Genomic DNA, 21,501 nt, shown 5'->3' with positions numbered 1-21,501 from the left:
AGAGGATTGTCCTGATTACCCTCTCTCGATAATAATCGTAGACGCTGGTGTCTCATTAGTCTCGCTTGTTTTATCTCTATTGTTGAGATAAGTTGTGATGGTGATAGAAGCGACAATGATGGATAACATAGAACCGATTAGAGCCAATATTTTTTGAAAAGCTGTTAGGCCAGTTTCTAATTAGTCGGTAGGGAGTCTCTTTTCTTTTGGTTTAGCTTATTTAGATTGGCGTGAATACTGTTGTGGCATAGTTTTCTCCTTATAATCATTCCTTCTTATTATAGGATTTTATCTCAAAAAAGCATGCAAAAAGTGAGCTTGCCATATCGTTAAAGGTCAGTATTTTTTGTTGAGGGCCTAGTCATGGTGTTTAGAGGTGTTTGTGATGCTAGAGAACTATCAAAGACTTATCACCTCTACTGGATTTGCTTTTTTGTAAGAGCCCCCTATTTTATGGTATAATAAAATCGCTTTAGAGCCTTTGAATTCTCAAAGGTTTTTCCATTACGCCAAACAAAATCAAGAAGATGTTAAGGGGTAATTAATAGACCGATAAGCTATCTCTTCATTAGCCATTAAAGACCTAGTAAAACCTTTTAGAAAGATTCAAAAAATGATATATTTTGACAATGCGGCGACAACCCAGCCCTATCCAGAAGCCTTGCGAACCTATCAAGAAGTCTCTTCAAGAATCTGGGGCAACCCATCAAGTCTGCATCGCCTAGGTAGCCAGGCTACACGATTGCTAGAAGCTTCTCGCCAACAAATCGCAGACCTATTGGGGAAAGAACCAGAGGAAATCCTGTTTACTTCAGGGGGCACCGAGAGTGATAATTGGGCTATAAAAGGGACAGCCTTTGAGAAAGCGGCCTACGGTAAGCATATTATCGTTTCTGATGTGGAGCATCCAGCCGTCAAAGAATCCGCCAAATGGTTATCACAACAGGGGTTTGATGTTTCCTACGCTCCAGTTGACCAATTAGGTTTTATTGATTTAGAAGCCTTTCAAAGTTTGCTTAGACCAGATACTATCCTGGTATCAATTATGGCTGTCAATAATGAAGTCGGAACCATCCAACCCATTGCCCAAATTGCCCGTATTTTAGAAGAAAAACCAACAGTAACCTTTCACGTGGATGCTGTTCAAGCTATTGGAAAAATCCCTTTTGAGGATTATTTATTAGATCGTGTGGACATGGCCTCTTTTTCTGGTCATAAATTTCATGCTGTCAGAGGAGTTGGCTTTCTTTATAAGAAAAAAGGCAAGAAAATAACTCCCTTAATGACAGGTGGCGGTCAAGAAAATGATTTGCGTTCAACGACGGAAAACCTTGCGGCTATTGCAGCTATGTCTAAGGCCTTGCGATTGACCTTGGACAAGCAGTCATCCACCTTATCTTATCTATCTCAAATGAAGAACGTGCTTCTGACAAGCCTAAGGAACTACCCAGATGTTTATGTTTTTTCTGGGGAGGAACATTTTGTTCCTAATATCCTGACCTTTGGTATTAAGGAGATTCGTGGTGAAGTTCTTGTGCACGCTTTTGAAGAGCATGATATTTTCATCTCGACAACCTCAGCCTGTTCGTCAAAGGCTGGCAAACCAGCTGGTACCCTAATCGCCATGGGTGTGCCAGTATCTAAGGCTCAAACAGCTGTTCGAATCAGTCTTGATGATGGTAATGACATGAGTCAAATCGAACAATTTCTAACCATCTTTAAGCAAATTTATACTAAAACTCAAAAAATACGATAAATACTAGAAAAGACAACTACAATGACCTTACAATATTCTGAAATCATGATTCGATACGGTGAATTATCTACAAAAGGCAAAAATCGTATGCGCTTTATCAATAAACTCAAACGCAACATTCAAGATGTTTTAGCTATTTATCCCAGTGTAACCGTGACAGCGGATCGTGACCGCTGCCATGTTTTTCTAAATGGAACAGCTTATGAACCAGTTGCTACCTCCTTAAAAACGATTTTTGGCATTCAAGCATTTAGTCCAGTATATCGTTTAGACAAAGATGTTACAGTGCTTAAAAAGGTTGTTCAAAATATTATGAAAAGTCTTTATCAGGAAGGGATGACCTTTAAAATCACTAGTAAACGTAGTGATCACTCTTTTGAATATGACTCCAGAGAATTGAACCACCTACTTGGTCATGCAGTTTTTGAGGTTTTGCCTAACATCAAAGCTCAGATGAAACAACCTGATGTCACGCTTAAAGTTGAAATTCGAGATGAAGCGGCTTATATTTCTCACGAGGAAGTCAAAGGCGCTGGTGGTTTACCAGTCGGGACAGCAGGAAAAGGCATGCTCATGTTGTCAGGAGGGATTGATTCGCCTGTTGCTGGCTATCTGGCCTTAAAACGTGGTGTTGACATTGAAGCTGTACACTTCGCCAGCCCTCCTTATACCAGTCCAGGAGCCTTGAAAAAAGCTCATGATTTAACCCGCAAGTTAACCAAATTTGGTGGCAATATTCAATTTTTGGAAGTTCCGTTTACAGAAATCCAAGAAGAAATCAAAGCGAAAGCACCAGAAGCCTATCTTATGACCTTGACACGCCGGTTTATGATGCGAATTACAGATAGACTTCGCGAGGAGCGTCATGGCTTAGTGATTGTTAATGGGGAGAGTTTGGGTCAAGTAGCTAGCCAAACCTTGGAATCCATGCAGGCTATCAACGCAGTCACAACTACGCCAGTTATTCGTCCGGTTGCGACTATGGATAAATTAGAAATTATCAACTTGGCAGAACAAATTGATACTTTCCAGATTTCCATACAGCCATTTGAAGACTGTTGTACGATCTTTGCACCAGATCGTCCAAAGACGAATCCTAAACTAAAATACGCCGAACGATGTGAAAAACGTTTGGATGTGGAAACCTTAGTTGAGCGGGCTGTGGCAGGAGTTAAAATAACAGCGATCACCCCACAAGTAGAAGATGATATAGCTCAGATGATTGATGATCTTCTTTGAGATGAGCCAAAGAAAGCGAGGATCTTATGACGGTTTATAATATCAATTTAGGTATTGGCTGGGCAAGTTCTGGAGTGGAGTATGCGCAGGCCTATCGCTCGACAATCTTTAAAAATCTAGGGATTGATGCCAAATTTGTCTTTATGGATTTCATCTCTAGGGATAATATTTGTGATCTGACCCGAAATCTAGGATTTTTAGATGATCAGGTAATTTGGCTATATACCTTTTTTACCGACCAAAAGATGGCTCCAACAACCTACACCTTGGAAGATTTGAAAAAAGACTTTCATGGTCATTTAAAACGTGTCGAACGGAATAAAAAACTGGTTAAGTTTTACTATCCAGAACAAGATATCTTTCTAGCAGCTTATTTAAAAAATGAAACAGAAGACATCGTTCATCGTGTAGAATATGTCTCAAGAGGCTGTCTGATTCGTAAGGATTATTTCACATACACCAAATCATTTACGGAATATTATGCTCCAAAAGATGGTAAAGCCCACCTATATCGTCGCTGTTTTTACAATGAAAATGGGTCAGTCGCCTTGGAGGAAATCATTGATGGTGATGCCACCCTCTATCGAACTCAAGGTTTTGTTGGAGACTCCAAAGAGAGTTTGATTGGTTATTTCATGCAGAAATTACAGCTCAAGCCATCGGATCTCGTTATTTTGGATCGAGCGACAGGGACTGGGCAAGCTGTTTTTCGTCATGTCAAACCAGCAAAATTAGCCATTGTGATCCATGCAGAGCATTTTAGTGAGCATGCCCTCACCAAGCATACGATTTTGTGGAATAATTTTTATGACTATCAGTTTACCAATGCGGATAAGGTAGATGTTTTCATCACAGCTACAGACAAGCAAGAGCAATTGTTAGCGCAGCATTTTGCTACTTATACGCAGCATAGGCCTACCATTATGACCATTCCAGTCGGAAGCTTAGACCAATTGCATTACCCAAGTCAACCCCGTCAAGCTTATCGGGTCATGACTGCTTCACGTTTGGCTGTTGAAAAACATGTTGATTGGTTGGTTAAGGCTGTTATAGAAGCTAAAAAAGTGCTTCCTGACCTACAATTCGATATTTATGGAGCGGGCGGTCAAGAAAAACAACTCAAAGACATCATCGCAAAACATCAGGTCGAAGATAGTATCCACCTTAAAGGTCATCAGGATTTGACAGAGGTTTACCAAAACTATCAAGTCTATCTAACAGCCTCAAAAAGTGAAGGATTTGGCCTTACCCTCTTGGAAGCTATAGGATCTGGTCTTCCCATCATAGGTTTTGAAGCACGTTATGGTAATCAGACCTTTGTTCGTGAGGGCGAGAATGGCTATTTGATTCCAAAACCAGCAAATGATGATGAAGGAATGATTGTGGCAGCCTTTGCTAAAAAAATTATCGCTATCTATCAAGAAGCCTCCCTAGAGCCTATGCACCGAGTCTCTTATCAAATCGCGGAAGCTTATCAAACCGATAAACTGGAACAAAAATGGCAACACTTGGTGACGACAATGGTGGAAGGAGAAGCCAATGATTAACCTTTTTGAAACCTATAATCAAAATAGCTGGGACCTACATTACTCCCTGATTATGTCTGGCTATAATAACCCAACCATTGCTATTCAAGATGATGGCTTTTTACCAGAGGATGTGACATCACCTTATCTTTATTTTACAGGTTTTGATCAGGTAGAAGGTCGTCCCCTCTACTTTAATCAAGTACCTGTTCCTGATTTCTGGGAAATCACTGGGAATAATAACCAAGCTGAAGTCCATGACTATCATCGAAAACGCGCGCATATTCATTATGCAACCCCTAGCCATTTGCGACAGGTCAAAGCCGTTGATTGGTATGATGATAAAGGTCGTTTGCGCGTGACAGATCGCTATAATAACAAAGGCTATTGTTTTGCCCAAACAAGCTATAATCAAGAGAGCAAACCAACTCTGACAACTTATTTCACCAAAGACCGTCAAGAAGTCATTGTTGAAAATCATACGACTGGTGACCTTATCTTAAATGCCAATCAAGAGATTTTTATCTTTAAAAATCGAGCTGACTTTATCTGTCACTATCTCAAAACAGCAGGCTATTCTCTTGACCGCATTTTTTACAATTCCCTAGCAACTCCTTTTTTGGTCGCCTATCGTTTAGGTCAAAGTGGCCAAGATGTTCTTTTTTGGCAAGAAGAAATTACAGACAAAGTGCCTGCTAACATGACTTTTCTCCTGGAAGGTAAAAATTCTCGTGCGACAAAAGTCGTTATCCAACATAAAGAAACTTTTTTACAACTAGAGAAAATCTTGCCACAAAAACAAAAAGCCTCCTTGGACTTTCTGGGTTTTCATTATCCTTTTAAAGGGCAATACAAGACTAATCACGATATCCTAATCATGACCAACTCAGATCAACTGGAGGGACTTTCAGAATTGGTCAATGCCCTACCTCAGCTGACCTTCCATATCGGCGCTTTAACGGAGATGTCGTCACAATTAATGGCTTTTGGACGTTATAACAATGTCCAACTATACCCCAATATCGCCCAGTCAAACGTCAATCATCTGTTTAATACCTGCGCGTTTTATTTGGATATTAACCATGGTTCTGAAATTTTGTCAGCCTTGAGAGCAGCCTTTGAAAATCGGATGTTACTCTTAACATTTGATGAAACCTGCCATAATCGCCACTACATCGCCCCAGATCACTGCTTTCCAGCGACCAAGGTATCAGATATGATCGTCCAGCTTGCCTATCTAGCTTCTCATCCAGAAGCTATGGCTCAAGCCATTCACAAACAAGAGCTAGCAGCCAGTGTGGCAACAAAAGAAGAATATCAAGCCATTATTACTTAATGAGTCAGCAGTTGTATGATTTTAGCCCAGGCCGGTTGTGAGATTTGATGATTTTTCTAACTAATGAGGTTTGAGAGACGACAACCTTACGATAGCTTTTGCATTGAAAGCGTCGCTTCTTGAGTTTTAAGAGTGTTGGCATGCCTTTGGTCTTTCTTGGTGGAATTGTCTGACTAAGAGGTTTGGAATAGGGGCTTCATTTTTCCCTTTAGAATGTGGCTTGAAGCTAGCCTGCTGGTAAACAGATAGAGATTTAACTGCTTCATGATCCGACGAATGCGACGACGAGATAGGATAATCCCATCTGTGGCCAGACATTGCTTGATTTTTCTGGCATCGTATCTCGATTGGCTCTCGAGGAAAATCTGTTTCACCTTTTCTTCAAGATCAGCTTCAGCTACTGGTTCTGAGGCTTTATAGTAATAGCTGGAACGCGGGAGATTCAACCACCGACACATGGCTGAAATGCTGTATTTATCCTCATTAGCAGTGATTATGTCTCTTTTTGTGCCATAATCACCGCCGCTTGCTTTAGGATGTCTAGTCGCATTTCAAGTTCTCTATTTCGCTTTCTAAGGGCAATCAGCTCCCGCTGTTCATCAATAAGATTATCAACCGATTTGAAGGAGCCCGTTATTTTAGCTTGTCTCACCCACTTATCAAAGGTAAAAGGGTTTAAATCATATTCTTTGATCAGCGCACTTCGTTTCATACCTGCATTGTAAAGGTCAACGATTTGTTGTGTAAAGTCATCCGTAAAATGACCCCGTACTTTTCTAGACTTAGAGTTCTCCTGTTTTCGTTAGTGTAGAACACTTCATAAGACTGTCTAGTTTAGTGTAACCGATTCATTAGATACCTTATATCGTCGACAGATGAAGTCAACTGAGGCACCATTTCGATAAGTTTTAACGGCATGATAGCGGGTATTGAGTGTCTGTGGCAAGTAGCGATTATTTTGTGGTATACAAGTCATGAGAAGCTCCCTTTTTGATGGGTGTGTGGTACTCTTAGCTTACAAGGTTTCTTCTTGTTTGTCTTCTAGGTCTCATATCTATTGTAACGCTACATGGTATATCGATCGCTGTGAAATAGCTTTTTGAAAGATTATAAGAAGTATGGTAGAATAAGTTCGGGGAGGTTACCGCATATGATTAGAATTTTTGGTAAAATAAGATACCATTGGCAACCTGAACTATCATGGCTCTTAATTTATTGGTCTTTAACAATAGCACCAATTTTTATCGGCTTATCTTTACTATTTGAACGAACAAAGATACCGTTGGCATTCTTCTTATTATTTGCTTTGTTTTTAACCTTATTGGGATTTGGACTACATCGCTTTTTCATCATTGGTGAAGATGATCAATTAAAAATTGTATCAATGGATGTTTTTAAACCACAAAATGTGAAGATTTCTAGCATCAAAAAGATAGAAGTAACAAAGTTAAGCATCACCTTGTTGTTTAATGGTAGTACAAAAAAACGCATCTTTTATATGCGTAAGTGGCCTAAGAAGTATTTTCTTGATGCTTTGGCAGTTCATCCTTATTTTAAAGGTGAGGTTGAATTAATGGATAACTTTGTTGAGTTGGATTATTTTGAAGCATATAAAAATGAAAAGACTCCTAGAGTATTAGAGTCTGATGAGAGTAGTTTTTAACTGTTTCGTATAGAAATGTAAAATCGTCGGAAATTCAGTTATTCATGAATATGCTATCTATGAACTTAACGCTAGCATCTTCAAGGTAATTTTAATAACACTAGAATATTTTTGGCAAATCCTATAAGCGATACATTTTTCTAGAATAAGTAGTACTTTCATAGTATGATGAATAATATTATTTAATTTATTTAATAAGGGGGAAGTCATGGGCAAGAAACCATGGGAATTGAAGATTTTTGAGATTAAAAAAGATACTGATGAGCAGACGTCACGAAAAGATAAACATAATACTTTTTTTAGCAGTCCTTTATTAACTGGTTTGCTTAGTGTTTTTTTTCTAATTGTCGTTGGCATCCTGATTGTTGTCTTCTATACGTCAAATGGTGGAAGTGATGAAACGACAGCGACCTCAGGCTTTTATCGTTCATCGCAATCTACTTCTGAAAAAGTGAAATCTTCTCAAGAAGAATCAACGAATAAAAAGAAAACTTCTGACAATGAAGTATCTAAAGACTCTTCTACTGGCGTATCAACTCAAGAAAGTAGTTCAACAAGTTCAGAAGTAAGCACTGAGGAAACAACGCCTTCTACAACAAATGGGCAAACGATTGTTGTTCAAGCTGGGGAAGGTGCGGCTTCAATTGCAGCTCGTGCAGGGATTTCAATTGAGCAGTTGCAAGCACTAAATCCACAACATATGACATTGGGTTACTGGTACGCTAATCCAGGAGATGTTGTTAATGTCAATTAATTTAGAGAATGAGGACATCATGAAATCTATTAAAATAGCTATTGATGGGCCTGCTTCAAGTGGTAAAAGTACAGTGGCCAAGATTATTGCTCGTAATCTTGGCTATACTTATCTTGACACAGGTGCTATGTATCGTTCTGCAACTTATCTTGCTTTAAAACATCAACTAGACGATTCTAAAGTGGAAAAAATCCTTGAAAAACTAGCTGAGCACCCTATTTCTTTTGGAAAAGATGAAAAGGGTCAACAGACAGTTCTTTTGGGAACACTTGATGTAACAGATGCCATTCGTCAACCAGATGTTACGAATAACGTGTCTTGGGTTTCAGCATTGCCGGAAATGAGAGCAGAACTTGTTGCGCAACAGCAACGTATTGCTGCACAAGGTGGTATTATTATGGATGGTCGTGATATTGGAACAGTTGTTCTTCCTGATGCTGAATTAAAAGTCTTTCTGATTGCTTCAGTAGAAGAGAGAGCAGAACGCCGCTTTAAAGAGAATCAAGAAAAAGGAATATTGACTGATTTTGAAACCTTGAAGGATGAGATTGCGGCGCGTGATTATAAGGACAGTCATCGTAAGGTATCACCATTAAAAGCTGCTGAGGATGCTATTACTTTTGATACAACTGGTATATCAATCGAAGGCGTGGTTGAGTTTATTCAAGAAAAAGCGAAGAAAATCATTGACAAGGGATAATAAAATTGTTATTATAATAGCAATGAGAAAAGCAGAAGTGAGAACTTCTCGCCTTGCGACTAACGTTGTCTGGCCCTACATGTCAAGTTTCTTATTGGAACATAATGTGTGCGGGCTTGATTTGTCAAGTCCGCTTTGTTTTTCTCTAAAAAAATAAAGAGGTGAAGATCATAGCTAAAAAAGATCTATTCATCAACGACGAAATTCGTGTTCGCGAAGTTCGTTTAGTTGGTCTTGAAGGTGAACAATTAGGTATTAAACCATTATCAGAAGCTCAATCAATTGCCGATCAGGCAAATGTTGATTTAGTGCTTATCCAACCGCAAGCCACTCCACCTGTTGCTAAAATTATGGATTATGGTAAGTTCAAGTTTGAATATCAGAAGAAACAAAAAGAACAGCGCAAAAAACAAAGTGTTGTCACTGTTAAGGAAGTTCGACTTAGTCCAGTTATTGATAAAGGGGACTTTGAGACAAAACTTCGTAACGGCCGTAAGTTCCTTGAAAAAGGAAATAAAGTTAAAGTTTCTATTCGCTTTAAAGGGCGTATGATTACTCATAAGGAAATTGGAGCAAAAGTGTTGGCTGAGTTTGCAGAAGCAACTCAAGATATTGCTATCATTGAGCAAAGAGCTAAAATGGATGGTCGCCAAATGTTCATGCAACTTGCACCGATTCCAGACAAGAAATAACTTGTCAGATTATATCTATCAATAGGAGAAGAAAAATGCCAAAACAAAAAACACACCGTGCATCAGCTAAACGTTTTAAACGTACAGGTTCAGGCGGATTGAAACGCTTCCGTGCTTTCACGTCTCACCGTTTCCACGGAAAAACTAAGAAACAACGTCGTCATCTTCGTAAAGCGTCAATGGTTAACGCTGGAGATTTCAAACGTATCAAAGCAATGCTTACTCGCCTTAAATAATTAGGTCTGTAAACATTAACAGTATTATTTAGAATTATTCGGAGGAAAATATAAATGGCTCGTGTTAAAGGTGGCGTTGTTTCACGCAAACGTCGTAAACGTGTTTTAAAATTAGCTAAAGGTTACTATGGAGCAAAACACATCTTGTTCCGTACTGCAAAAGAGCAAGTAATGAACTCTTATTACTATGCATACCGTGACCGTCGTCAGAAAAAACGTGATTTCCGTAAACTTTGGATCACACGTATCAATGCGGCAGCTCGTATGAATGGTTTGTCATATTCACAATTGATGCATGGTTTGAAACTTGCTGAAATTGAAGTAAACCGTAAAATGCTTGCTGACTTGGCAGTTAACGATGCAGCAGCTTTCACAGCTCTTGCAGACGCTGCTAAAGCAAAACTTGGTAAATAAGATTATGAAAGAACTGGTTTTCCAGTTCTTTTTTTTAGGTGTATTTTTTGCTATAATAAAGTGTAACGATTAAATGATATAGGATAGTATAGATGAAGATTGAAGACTTAAAAAAACGTCAGGAGAAGATTCGTAATTTCTCCATTATTGCTCATATCGACCATGGAAAATCGACACTGGCTGATCGTATTTTAGAAAAAACAGAAACAGTCTCAAGTCGAGAAATGCAAGCACAATTGCTTGATAGCATGGATTTGGAGCGTGAGCGTGGAATTACTATAAAGTTAAATGCTATTGAGCTCAATTATACAGCTAAAGATGGCGAGACGTATATTTTTCACTTGATTGATACACCAGGGCACGTTGACTTTACCTATGAGGTATCACGTTCCTTGGCTGCCTGTGAGGGAGCTATCTTGGTTGTTGATGCAGCACAAGGTATTGAAGCTCAGACACTTGCTAATGTCTATCTAGCTTTGGATAATGATTTAGAAATCATGCCGGTTATTAATAAAATCGATTTGCCAGCTGCAGATCCTGAGCGTGTGCGAGCTGAGGTTGAAGATGTTATTGGTCTTGATGCTTCAGATGCTGTTTTAGCATCTGCAAAAGCTGGTATCGGTATCGAAGATATCTTAGAGCAGATTGTGGAAAAAGTTCCTGCGCCATCAGGGGATGTGGAAGCACCTCTTCAGGCTCTTATCTTTGATTCTGCCTATGATGCTTACCGTGGGGTTATCCTTCAGGTGCGTGTGACTAATGGTATGGTTAAGCCAGGTGATAAAATTCAACTCATGTCCAATGGTAAAACCTTTGATGTCACTGAGGTCGGTATTTTTACTCCAAAGGCTGTTGAACGAAATTACTTGGCAACGGGAGATGTTGGCTATATTGCTGCTTCAATTAAAACTGTAGCAGACACGCGTGTCGGTGACACTATTACTTTGGCTGATAATCCTGCGAGTGAGCCACTATCTGGCTACAAGCAGATGAACCCAATGGTTTTTGCTGGTTTGTATCCGATTGAATCCAATAAGTATAACGACCTTCGTGAAGCCTTGGAAAAACTTCAACTCAATGATGCCAGTCTACAATTTGAACCTGAAACCTCCCAAGCTTTGGGATTTGGTTTCCGCTGTGGTTTCTTGGGGCTCCTTCATATGGATGTTATTCAAGAGCGTTTAGAGCGTGAGTTTAATATCAATCTGATTATGACAGCTCCCTCTGTAGTTTATAATGTCAATACAACGGATGGAGAGTCTTTGGAAGTTTCAAACCCTTCAGAATTTCCTGAGCCAACTCGGATTGATTCCATTGAAGAGCCATACGTTAAAGCGCAAATCATGGTTCCACAAGACTATGTTGGTGCTGTCATGGAATTAGCTCAACGTAAGCGTGGCTCTTTTGAAACTATGGAATATATAGATGATAATCGTGTCAATGTGATTTATCAGATTCCATTAGCTGAGATTGTCTTTGATTTCTTTGATAAACTCAAGTCATCAACGCGTGGTTATGCTAGTTTTGATTATGAGATTTCTGAATACCGTCGATCACAACTAGTTAAAATGGATATTCTTTTAAATGGGGATAAAGTAGACGCTCTGAGCTTTATTGTCCATAAAGAATTTGCTTATGAACGTGGAAAACTCATTGTGGATAAATTGAAGAAAATCATTCCTCGTCAACAGTTTGAAGTCCCTATCCAAGCAGCTATTGGTCAAAAAATTATTTCACGTACAGATATCAAGGCTCTACGTAAAGATGTGACTGCCAAACTGTACGGTGGAGATGTCACGCGAAGACGTAAATTGCTTGAAAAACAAAAGGCTGGTAAAAAACGCATGAAATCTATTGGTTCAGTTGAAGTTCCACAAGAAGCCTTCTTGAGTGTCTTATCAATGGATGAAGATGAGAAGAAGTAACCTTGCAAAGGCTCGTAAATTAGAGATAATAGCTTCCTATCTTGAATTAATTTATGATAGAAATTTTTTACGACATCAGCTCTTGGCAGAAAAAAATTGGCACACCATTTTCTCGAAAAGCTTCTGGTGCTCATTGAGCCAGTAATTTATAAGACATATACCTTGTATTTTTTGCTCATTCCTCTTCTTATGGTCCATTTCCTCTTGGTTTGGCATTTTAAAACATCTAGAAGCAGATTAGCTATTTTCTAAAGTTGAATTTTTGACAACGTCCTGCTCTTAGGTAGCTATCTATATCTATTGGGAAAAGATAAATTACGCTCGATACTACTAGAATAGAATCTTACTTGATAACAGTAGAAAAGAGAAAAGTCTTGTTAGAGAGTTGACTCTTACCAATGATAGAGACATTATTATTAACAAAAAGGGAGAGAAAGAGTATTGTGCTCGAAAATAAGATTATTCCAAATAGAATAGGAAGTGTTTTAGTTTATAGTGATAGATAGATCATACATGCGAAAAGATGACTGCTCGGTTTATAAGGTAAATTTTTGAGTTCTTATTTAATTTTCTTATTTTTAAACGCAAGAAAGAAAAGCGTGGTTCTATCGCCTGACACCTTAAAAGTTATTGATAATTATTGGTTATATATCAGTGAAGCGATTGATATCAGTAAAAGAAGGAAAAAGATCTGAGAGATTGGTAGAAGAACTATAGGTCTAGATTTCTTAACTCTATTGTCTTTTTCAAAGGGAGAGGTTAGTAGGGTATGGTCTATTACGCATTTTTGAAAATTATGTAAAAGATAATCAAAAAAAGCAGGTTTTAGAACCTGCTTTTTGTAATAAATAGATTTTCTTATTTACGCGCTAAAAGATCGCGGATTTCTGCAAGAAGAATCTCTTCGTTTGAAAGGACAACTTCTTCAACAACTTCGTCTTGCTTTGGCATTAATTTAGTTGCAGCTTTAACGATGAAGAAGAGGACAGTACCAACAATTAAGAAGTTAAGTACAGCACTCAAAAAGTTACCGTAAGCAACACCGTTCCATGTCAATTCAGCGATGCGTTCTGCGTTAACTGTTTGTAAAATAGGATTTAATAGTAGAGGAGTAATGATATCTTCCACTAATGATGTGATGATGGCACTGAAAGCAGCACCAAAGATAACGGCAACAGCCAAGTCAAGGACATTACCTTTAAACAAAAAAGCTTTTAATTCTTTAATCATAATCGATCCCTTTCTTTAATTAGAATTTATTATACAGTAAAGGAAGATTAGTAGCAAGATATTTGAACTTTTTTTATGTTAGTGAAAACACGAGTAAATAAAAGGTTTCAGGGAGCGTTTTCAATATTTTTCAGTACTTGTTTCTTGGAATAGTATGACTCAGCGAGCGATAAGCATTTACATTAATAGAAGATTAGGAAATTTCGATAAAATTCTGATGCAGATTACTAGTCTCCGATTTGTAGTGAAGTCTTTTTAAAAGCATCCTTATCATACATTTATCTTAAATTTTTTATTTTACACGTGCCATTGTTAATGTTATAATGCAATGTAAGGCAAAATTGGATTTTTGTGGAGGTGATGTTATGATTTTGGATAAAGAAACCATTGCTCAAATCAAGCAAGAAACCAATATTGTAGATGTTATCGGAGAGGTTGTTGCTCTATCGAAAGCAGGTCACAATCACTTGGGACTTTGTCCCTTTCATAAGGAAAAAACGCCATCATTTAACGTTATCGAAGATAAGCAATTTTACCATTGCTTCGGTTGTGGAAAATCAGGTGACGTTTTTAAGTTTCTAGAAGATTATAGGCAAATTCCGTTTAAAGAGGCTGCGACTGTCTTGGCAGATCGCTTGGATATGTCTGTTCAAGTGCCACAAACCAATCATCATCAACCTAAGCATCCTCACGAGAAACTATTTCAGATCAATGCTGATGCCAATAAGTTCTTTCAGGCAGTTTTAATGACAACAAAGCAAGGAGAGGTGGCACGACAGTATTTATATGAGAGAGGGCTAACGGATGAGTTGATTAAGCATTTTCAGATTGGTCTATCACCTGAAGAACCTGATTATTTATTCAAATCTTTATCGAATAAGTATGATGAGGAGACTATTTTAGCTTCAGGTCTTTTCAATCTATCTGAGGAATCAAATCGTATCTATGATGCTTTTCAAAATCGGATTATGTTTGCCTTGACGAATGATCAAGGGAAAGTCATTGGTTTTTCTGGCCGTATTTGGACAGAACAGGCTAAAGAGAGTCATCACGCAAAATACAAAAATACTCGTTCAACACCAATCTTTAATAAATCTTATGAGTTTTACCATTTAGATCAGGCTAAACCAGTCATTGCCAAAAAACGGGAAGTCTACCTAATGGAAGGTTTTATGGATGTCATAGCTGCTTATCAAGCTGGGGTGGTGAATGCAGTTGCCTCTATGGGAACGGCTTTGACGCAAGAACATGTGAGTCATCTGAGTCAATTCACTAAAAAAGTCGTCCTAACCTATGATGGTGATGCTGCTGGGCAAAACGCCATTGCCAAATCTTTAGAGATTCTAGCACAGTTTACAGTGGATGTTGTCAAGATGCCACAAGGAATGGATCCGGATGAATACTTGAAAGCTACTTCAGCGGGAGAATTGGCCTATTTACTTGAAAAATCTCGGATTAGTCAAGTGGAATTTTGGATGTATCATCTCCTTCCTGAGAACAGTGATAACCTTCAAAGTCAGATTGCTTATGTGGAACGAATAGCTGATATTATTGCTAAAGAACCATCCATTACAGCTCAAAATACCTATATCAGTAAGGTTGCAGAGTTGCTGCCAGATTTTGACTACCATCAAGTTGAGCAGTCTGTCAATAACCGTCGTCTCTCCATAAGACAAGATACGGTTCAAACGCAAGCAGTGGAGCCTGTCTATATCGATATGCCAATCGTTAAGCAGGTGACAGCCCTTAGAAAGACAGAGAATCATCTCTTTCATCGTATGCTCTTTCATCCTGTGATTCTTAATGATTTTAAGTTGAGGGATGACTTTCAATTCCATACCCCCGAATTAATTGAGTTGTATCAACTGTTATTGGCTAATGGGGATATTACTTCATTTGAATTATCTGGAGAGTCTGAAGCAGTGCAGCAGGCCTATTATCAAGTTTTGGAAGAGCAGTTGCCAGAAGAAGTTGGGGACAATGAAATCTTAGATTTAGAGAGACATCGTGAACGTCTGTTAGTACAAAATGATATGCGTAAGCAAAGTCAATTGATTAAAGATACGAGTAACCAGGGCGATCAAGAAAGTGCACTTGCCGCCTTAGAAGCACTTATTGCACAGAAAAGAAGTATAGAATAGAGGGAATTATGGCAGAAAAAACTAAAGAAATAACAACTTTTAACGTTCAGGTTGCTGAGTTTATTCGTAATCACAAGCAAGCTGGTACTGCTGTTGATACCGAAGTTACTGAAACATTAGTTATTCCCTTTAGTTTAGATGCAGATCAAATTGATGATCTTTTAGAGCGTCTAACAGATGGTGGTATTGCTATTACAGATAAGGATGGCAATCCATCCTCTAAATATGTTGTTGAAGCACCAAAACCTGAAGAGTTAACAGATGAAGAGCTTCTAGGTAGCAATTCAGCGAAAGTGAACGACCCTGTTCGTATGTACCTGAAAGAAATTGGTGTCGTACCACTGTTAACCAATGAGGAAGAAAAAGAATTGGCTATTGCTGTTGAAAATGGTGATCTTCAAGCCAAACAACGTCTTGCAGAAGCTAACTTACGTTTGGTTGTTTCTATCGCTAAGCGTTATGTAGGACGTGGGATGCAATTCTTGGATTTGATTCAAGAAGGTAATATGGGACTTATGAAAGCTGTTGATAAATTTGATTACTCAAAAGGGTTCAAATTTTCAACTTATGCAACATGGTGGATCCGTCAGGCTATTACACGTGCTATCGCAGACCAAGCTCGTACCATTCGTATTCCCGTTCACATGGTGGAAACAATCAACAAACTGGTTCGTGAGCAACGTAATCTTTTGCAAGAGTTAGGACAAGATCCAACACCCGAGCAAATTGCAGAACGCATGGATATGACTCCTGACAAGGTGCGTGAGATTCTAAAAATAGCACAAGAGCCAGTCTCTCTTGAAACACCTATCGGTGAAGAAGATGATAGTCATTTAGGTGATTTTATTGAAGATGAAGTGATTGAAAATCCAGTTGATTACACCACACGTGTTGTTCTTCGTGAGCAGTTAGATGATGTTCTTGATACACTCACAGATCGTGAAGAAAACGTTCTTCGTTTGCGTTTCGGTTTAGATGATGGAAAAATGCGTACGCTCGAAGATGTCGGTAAAGTCTTTAACGTTACCCGTGAACGTATCCGCCAGATTGAAGCAAAAGCGCTTCGTAAACTCCGTCATCCAAGCCGTAGCAAACAGCTCAAAGACTTTATGGAGGACTAAAACAGTCTAGGCATAGACTGTTTTAGGTAATTTAATAAAAATGACCACTGTTAGCCTACTAGATACTTTAATCGTTTGCTAAAAACTAAATACGGTCGTTAAAAATAGGAGTTTTTAATGGTCGCCTAGGAATTTAAATGCGTTCAATAACTAGCAAAAGTTTGTTAAAAATAAGAAATGAGTGAAGTGAAGCCTGTTTAGGTGCTCTGCTAAAAATAGAAATCAGAGTAATCAGTCAGATATTTTTAATTGCTCACTAGAAATAAGAAACAAGTGTAGGAGTGGCCTGTTTTAGTACTCTACTAGAACTAGAGTAGTCTAATAGACATTTTTAATCGCCTTAATTCCAGATAAGCTATTGTGAAAGGGAAAATATGTCAGAAGTTATCAATTATACGGAAGAAGAAATTGCTAATATTAAAGAGCGTATTTTTGAGGCTCTTGAAGAAGTTATTGATCCTGAACTGGGTATTGACATCATCAATCTTGGTTTGATTTATGAAATTCACTTCGAGCAAGATGGTAAAACACAAATCGACATGACCTTAACAACTATGGGATGTCCACTAGCAGACCTTATTACAGATCAGATTTATGATGTTTTAAAGTCTGTTCCAGAAGTGACTGATGCAAAAGTGCGTTTGGTGTGGACACCAGCTTGGTCAGTAGACCGTCTGAGTCGCTACGCTAGAATAGCTCTTGGGATTCGATAAATAATAAAGGAGGAAGGATTGTGAAAACACTAAGTTTAATCATTCCATGTTATGGTGAAGAAGAAACTATACGTCCTTTTTTGGAAGAAACACAAAAAGTTGAAAAAGAGTTATCTACGGAATTACTGTTTGAATATATTTTTGTGAATGATGGTTCAAAAGATAATACTCTATCTGTATTAAGGGATGTTTCAAAAAAGTATATCAATGTTCACTACTTGTCTCTTTCGAGAAACTTCGGTAAGGAGGCTGCTTTACTAGCAGGTCTTGAGGAGGCAAGAGGGGATTACATCACTGTTATGGATGCCGATTTGCAGGACCCTCCAGAACTACTCAGTGAAATGTATGCAAAAATTCAAGAAGGTTACGATGTTGTTGGAACCCGCAGAGCGGATCGAAAAGGGGAGCCACCACTGAGATCGTTTTTTGCTAGAACATTTTATTGGTTGATCAACCTTGTTTCTAGTACAGAGATGGTTGACGGTGCTAGAGATTTTCGTTTGATGACGCGTCAGGTGGTTGATAGTATTTTAGAACTTGGTGAAGTGAACCGTTTTTCTAAAGGACTATTTTCTTGGGTTGGTTACGATGTTACCTATATTTCTTTTGAAAATCGAGAACGAATTGCGGGAGAGACATCGTGGTCCTTTTGGAGTTTGCTGAAGTACTCCATGGATGGTTTTATCAACTTTTCAGAAGCTCCTCTAAATCTTGCGCTTTGGGCAGGTGCTGGTTCATTTATGGCATCAATTATAGGTATTCTATTCGTAATTGTAAGAAAAATTCTAGTTGATGATCCAGTTGCTGGTTGGGCAAGTTTAGTCACTATTATGCTCTTTATAGGAGGGTTACAACTACTTGCGTTGGGAGTTATCGGTAAATATATCGCTAAAATTTTCTTAGAGACTAAGAAACGTCCTGTTTACATTGTCAAAGAAAAAGGGTGAAATAAAACCCTTTTTTTGATATACTTTGTTTCAAGAACAATAGAATCAAGGGGAAGAACATGATTTTAATTACAGGTGCCAATGGTCAATTGGGGACTGAACTTCGTTATTTGCTAGATGAACGTTATGAAGAGTACGTAGCAGTTGATGTGGCTGAAATGGACATTACTGATTTAGCAAAGGTGGAGGAAGTTTTTGAACAGGTTAAACCAACATTGGTTTATCACTGTGCTGCTTATACTGCGGTTGATGCGGCTGAAGACGAAGGGAAAGAGCTCAACTACGCTATTAATGTGACTGGAACGGAAAACGTTGCAAAAGTTGCTGCTAAACATAATGCTACTTTAGTATACATTTCAACGGACTATGTTTTTGACGGTGACAAACCAGTGGGACAAGAATGGCTTGAAACGGATATGCCAGATCCAAAGACTGAGTACGGACGTACCAAACGCCTTGGTGAAGAAGCTGTTGAAAAGTATGCCAAGAACTTTTACATTATTCGCACAGCTTGGGTATTTGGCAACTATGGTAAAAACTTTGTCTTCACCATGCAGGAGTTGGCCAAGAAGCATCCGCGTTTAACGGTTGTTAATGACCAGCATGGTCGTCCAACTTGGACACGTACCTTGGCTGAATTTATGACGTACTTGGCTGAGAACCGTAAAGAATTTGGCTACTACCACCTCTCAAATGATACGGATCAAGACACAACATGGTATGATTTTGCTGTAGAAATTTTGAAAGATACAGATGTTGAAGTAGCGCCTGTTGATTCATCAGCTTTTCCAGCTAAGGCAAAACGTCCGCTTAATTCAACAATGAGTTTGAAAAAAGCGAAAGCTACTGGATTTGTTATTCCAACATGGCAGGACGCTTTACAAGAGTTTTATAAGCAAGATAAAAAATAAATGATTCAATAGAAATTCCTCTTTGACTAGCAGTGCCAGAGAGGATTTTTTTATTTAAACGAAGAAAATGAAATTATGGTATAATAGACTATGATTGTACTAAATAGAATGGAGTTTTTATGCGCCATATTTTTATAATAGGAAGCAGAGGGCTGCCTGCTAAATATGGTGGCTTTGAGACCTTTGTTGAAGCATTAGTGACACATCAGGTAAGTTCCCAACTAAAGTATCATGTTGCCTGTTTGAGTGATGAGAAAACAGGAGAACATTTTACCTTTAGAGGCGCGGATTGTTTTACGATCAATCCACCTAAACTTGGTCCAGCTCGTGTCATTGCTTATGATATGATGGCTATTAATTACGCACTTTCCTATATTAAAGAGCAGCAAATTGAACATCCTATTTTTTACATATTAGGAAATACTATTGGTCGCTTTATGAAACCTTTTGCAAAAAAAATTAAAGCAGTCGGTGGTATCCTGCTGGTTAATCCAGATGGTTTGGAATGGCGTCGAGCCAAATGGTCAAAACCTGTTCAATTCTATTTGAAGCAGTCCGAAAAAGCTATGACACAGATTGCTGATTTGATTATTGCTGATAATGAAGGGATAGAAGATTATTTAAATGTTTCTTACCCATGGAGCAAGACCCGTTTTATTGCTTATGGGACTGAGACAAAGAGATCGTCTTTAACTCGAGACGATGCGCGTGTGAAATCTTTTTACGATAAGTGGGGAACAAAAGAAGAGGACTATTATCTTATTGTCGGTCGCTTTGTTCCTGAAAATAATTATGAAGCAATGCTGAAAGAGTTTAAGGCAAGCCAAACTAGCAGAAAGCTCCTCGTTGTGTGTAATCACGAAGGGAATCCTTATGTGGATGAACTTGCTGTAAAAACAGATTTCCAATCAGATCCCAGAATTCATTTTGTTGGAACTGTTTATGATAAGGAATTGCTTGCTTACATCCGTGAATCAGCTTATGCCTATATTCATGGTCATGAGGTTGGCGGTACTAATCCAGGTTTACTTGAAGCCTTAGCTCATACAGACGTCAATCTCGTTTTAGGGGTTGATTTTAATCAAAAAGTAGCTCAACAAACAGCCCTGTATTGGTCAAAAGAAGAAGGCAACTTAAAAACGCTTATTGAGTCAGTGGATACTAATGATTTTAAATACTTGGGCAGTGAAGCCAGGAAACATGTCGACTCTAACTATACTTGGGAAAAAATTGTAGGAGAATACGAGGGATTATTTCTAAATGAAAGTTAATATTGTGATGTCCACCTACAATGGGGAGAAGTATTTGGCTGATCAAATTAAGAGTATCCAGAATCAAACTTTTGAGGACTGGCAACTGCTGATTCGTGATGATGGCTCGAGTGATAACACAACATCAATCATTAGAGATATGGCTAAAAAGGATGATAGAATCCAGTTTATCAATGATGGTCAAAATGAAAATTATGGTGTTATCAAGAGTTTTTACCATTTAGTTAAATACGATTCTGCCGATTATTACTTTTTTAGTGATCAAGATGATGTTTGGTTGCCTGAAAAAATAGAAGTAACTTTAAAAAGAGCACAGAGTGAAACTTCAGCTAAGCCTCTCTTAGTTTATACAGATTTGAAGGTTGTCAATGAAGATTTGGAAGTGCTTCAGGAAAGTATGATAAAATCTCAGTCGCATCATGCCAATACTGAGCTAGTACAGGAGCTGACGGAAAATACGGTAACTGGTGGTACCATGATGATCAATAAAGCCTTGGCTGACAAATGGCAGGTATATGATAATTTACTCATGCATGATTGGTACTTGGCTCTATTAGCGGCATCATTTGGCAAACTTGTATATATCGATCTAGCAACGCAACTCTACCGCCAGCATGAAGCTAATGTTTTGGGGGCGAGGACCTGGTCTAAACGATTAAAAAATTGGTTGAAGCCTAATACTCTGATTTCAAAATACTGGTGGCTCATTAAATCAAGTCAAAACCAAGCCGAAAAATTATTGACTCAAGAAATGTCGGAATCATCAACTCATATGGTTAAAGCATATGTTCATTTAATGGACAAAAATTGGTTGGATCGATGGCGTTTACTCCGAGAGTATAAGTTTAAAAAAAATCGGTGCTTTCACACTTTTGTATTTACAATATTAATCATAACGAAGTTAGGTTATAAATAAAATTGGAGAA

Annotated in this window: 20 protein-coding genes, 3 pseudogenes and 1 other annotated feature; of the genes and pseudogenes, 18 read left to right on the top strand and 5 right to left on the bottom strand. The window is 38.3% G+C overall.

The genetic code is table 11. The features are described from left to right. Nucleotides 1-15: 15 nt before the first annotated feature. A complete protein-coding gene (locus ACMZ6U_RS01485; protein WP_416105897.1) occupies nucleotides 16-129 on the bottom strand; it encodes a DUF6556 family protein in 114 nt (37 codons plus the stop codon). Between the two features lie 484 nt (nucleotides 130-613). On the opposite strand from ACMZ6U_RS01485, the gene ACMZ6U_RS01480 reads away from it, so the two are divergent. The 4 genes from ACMZ6U_RS01480 to gtfB are packed head-to-tail and all read left to right on the top strand — an operon-like array spanning nucleotide 614 to nucleotide 5,857. After that, entirely contained in the window at nucleotides 614-1,756 is a 1,143-nt protein-coding gene (locus ACMZ6U_RS01480) for a cysteine desulfurase family protein (protein WP_416105896.1), read from the top strand. A gap of 21 nt (nucleotides 1,757-1,777) precedes the next feature. Further along, complete coding sequence (gene thiI, locus ACMZ6U_RS01475) at nucleotides 1,778-2,995, top strand: tRNA uracil 4-sulfurtransferase ThiI (RefSeq protein ID WP_416105895.1); 1,218 nt, start codon at nucleotides 1,778-1,780, stop codon at nucleotides 2,993-2,995. 26 nt (nucleotides 2,996-3,021) lie between these two features. Then, the gene (gene gtfA / locus ACMZ6U_RS01470; RefSeq protein WP_416105894.1) at nucleotides 3,022-4,542 is read left to right on the top strand and encodes an accessory Sec system glycosyltransferase GtfA; all 1,521 of its coding nucleotides are present in this window, start codon (nucleotides 3,022-3,024) and stop codon (nucleotides 4,540-4,542) included. Further along, complete coding sequence (gtfB, locus tag ACMZ6U_RS01465; RefSeq protein ID WP_416105893.1) at nucleotides 4,535-5,857, top strand: accessory Sec system glycosylation chaperone GtfB; 1,323 nt, start codon at nucleotides 4,535-4,537, stop codon at nucleotides 5,855-5,857. Before gtfA ends, gtfB begins: the two co-directional genes overlap by 8 nt. Before the next feature lie 2 nt (nucleotides 5,858-5,859). On the opposite strand, the pseudogene ACMZ6U_RS01460 reads toward gtfB, so the two are convergent. From ACMZ6U_RS01460 to ACMZ6U_RS01450, 3 pseudogenes are all read right to left on the bottom strand, one after another. Further along, nucleotides 5,860-6,002: pseudogene (locus ACMZ6U_RS01460) on the bottom strand (ISL3 family transposase); the annotation flags it as partial. A gap of 2 nt (nucleotides 6,003-6,004) precedes the next feature. Then, a pseudogene (locus tag ACMZ6U_RS01455) lies at nucleotides 6,005-6,593 on the bottom strand (IS3 family transposase); the annotation flags it as partial. Between the two features lie 105 nt (nucleotides 6,594-6,698). Beyond that, nucleotides 6,699-6,833 (bottom strand): annotated as a pseudogene (locus ACMZ6U_RS01450) (IS481 family transposase); the annotation flags it as partial. A 174-nt stretch (nucleotides 6,834-7,007) separates the two neighbouring features. Here ACMZ6U_RS01450 and ACMZ6U_RS01445 point away from each other — a divergent pair. The 7 genes from ACMZ6U_RS01445 to lepA all read left to right on the top strand — a co-directional run bounded on the left by ACMZ6U_RS01445 (nucleotide 7,008) and on the right by lepA (nucleotide 12,241). Beyond that, nucleotides 7,008-7,520: an EbsA family protein gene (locus ACMZ6U_RS01445; protein ID WP_416105892.1), complete on the top strand. Its 513-nt coding sequence runs from the start codon at nucleotides 7,008-7,010 to the stop codon at nucleotides 7,518-7,520. A gap of 208 nt (nucleotides 7,521-7,728) precedes the next feature. Further along, on the top strand, nucleotides 7,729-8,274 hold the full coding sequence (locus ACMZ6U_RS01440; protein ID WP_416105891.1) for an SAG1386/EF1546 family surface-associated protein: 546 nt from the start codon (nucleotides 7,729-7,731) through the stop codon (nucleotides 8,272-8,274). Between the two features lie 19 nt (nucleotides 8,275-8,293). Beyond that, on the top strand, nucleotides 8,294-8,974 hold the full coding sequence (gene cmk / locus ACMZ6U_RS01435; protein WP_416105912.1) for a (d)CMP kinase: 681 nt from the start codon (nucleotides 8,294-8,296) through the stop codon (nucleotides 8,972-8,974). A 23-nt stretch (nucleotides 8,975-8,997) separates the two neighbouring features. After that, nucleotides 8,998-9,122: a sequence feature (ribosomal protein L20 leader region), on the top strand. 13 nt (nucleotides 9,123-9,135) lie between these two features. Next, complete coding sequence (infC, locus tag ACMZ6U_RS01430; protein WP_277841141.1) at nucleotides 9,136-9,666, top strand: translation initiation factor IF-3; 531 nt, start codon at nucleotides 9,136-9,138, stop codon at nucleotides 9,664-9,666. A 35-nt stretch (nucleotides 9,667-9,701) separates the two neighbouring features. Beyond that, nucleotides 9,702-9,902: a 50S ribosomal protein L35 gene (rpmI, locus tag ACMZ6U_RS01425; RefSeq protein WP_018380793.1), complete on the top strand. Its 201-nt coding sequence runs from the start codon at nucleotides 9,702-9,704 to the stop codon at nucleotides 9,900-9,902. Nucleotides 9,903-9,956: 54 nt separating this feature from the next. Further along, entirely contained in the window at nucleotides 9,957-10,316 is a 360-nt protein-coding gene (rplT, locus tag ACMZ6U_RS01420; protein WP_000124839.1) for a 50S ribosomal protein L20, read from the top strand. Between the two features lie 92 nt (nucleotides 10,317-10,408). After that, a complete protein-coding gene (gene lepA / locus ACMZ6U_RS01415; RefSeq protein ID WP_416105890.1) occupies nucleotides 10,409-12,241 on the top strand; it encodes a translation elongation factor 4 in 1,833 nt (610 codons plus the stop codon). Between the two features lie 858 nt (nucleotides 12,242-13,099). On the opposite strand, the gene mscL is transcribed toward lepA, so the two are convergent. After that, a complete protein-coding gene (mscL, locus tag ACMZ6U_RS01410; protein WP_416105889.1) occupies nucleotides 13,100-13,471 on the bottom strand; it encodes a large conductance mechanosensitive channel protein MscL in 372 nt (123 codons plus the stop codon). Between the two features lie 365 nt (nucleotides 13,472-13,836). On the opposite strand from mscL, the gene dnaG reads away from it, so the two are divergent. From dnaG to ACMZ6U_RS01375, 7 genes are all read left to right on the top strand, one after another. Beyond that, nucleotides 13,837-15,612: a DNA primase gene (gene dnaG, locus ACMZ6U_RS01405; RefSeq protein ID WP_416105888.1), complete on the top strand. Its 1,776-nt coding sequence runs from the start codon at nucleotides 13,837-13,839 to the stop codon at nucleotides 15,610-15,612. Between the two features lie 8 nt (nucleotides 15,613-15,620). Then, the gene (rpoD, locus tag ACMZ6U_RS01400; RefSeq protein WP_416105887.1) at nucleotides 15,621-16,733 is read left to right on the top strand and encodes an RNA polymerase sigma factor RpoD; all 1,113 of its coding nucleotides are present in this window, start codon (nucleotides 15,621-15,623) and stop codon (nucleotides 16,731-16,733) included. 374 nt (nucleotides 16,734-17,107) lie between these two features. Continuing rightward, the gene (locus ACMZ6U_RS01395; RefSeq protein ID WP_416105886.1) at nucleotides 17,108-17,446 is read left to right on the top strand and encodes a metal-sulfur cluster assembly factor; all 339 of its coding nucleotides are present in this window, start codon (nucleotides 17,108-17,110) and stop codon (nucleotides 17,444-17,446) included. A gap of 20 nt (nucleotides 17,447-17,466) precedes the next feature. Next, nucleotides 17,467-18,393, top strand: coding sequence for a glycosyltransferase family 2 protein (locus ACMZ6U_RS01390; RefSeq protein ID WP_416105885.1), 927 nt, complete (start codon nucleotides 17,467-17,469; stop codon nucleotides 18,391-18,393). Nucleotides 18,394-18,452: 59 nt separating this feature from the next. Next, nucleotides 18,453-19,304, top strand: coding sequence for a dTDP-4-dehydrorhamnose reductase (gene rfbD, locus ACMZ6U_RS01385; protein WP_416105884.1), 852 nt, complete (start codon nucleotides 18,453-18,455; stop codon nucleotides 19,302-19,304). A gap of 119 nt (nucleotides 19,305-19,423) precedes the next feature. Beyond that, nucleotides 19,424-20,575, top strand: coding sequence for a beta 1-4 rhamnosyltransferase Cps2T (gene cps2T, locus ACMZ6U_RS01380; protein ID WP_416105883.1), 1,152 nt, complete (start codon nucleotides 19,424-19,426; stop codon nucleotides 20,573-20,575). Next, nucleotides 20,565-21,491 (top strand): glycosyltransferase family 2 protein, encoded by a 927-nt coding sequence (locus ACMZ6U_RS01375; RefSeq protein WP_416105882.1) that lies wholly within the window; start codon nucleotides 20,565-20,567, stop codon nucleotides 21,489-21,491. Before cps2T ends, ACMZ6U_RS01375 begins: the two co-directional genes overlap by 11 nt. Nucleotides 21,492-21,501: the final 10 nt, after the last annotated feature.

Source organism: Streptococcus pluranimalium (genome assembly GCF_047785745.1).
Classification (GTDB): Bacteria; Bacillota; Bacilli; order Lactobacillales; family Streptococcaceae; genus Streptococcus; species Streptococcus pluranimalium_B.
The sequence above is the reverse complement of the archived record's forward strand: the minus strand, read 5'-3'. Positions and strand labels throughout refer to the sequence as shown.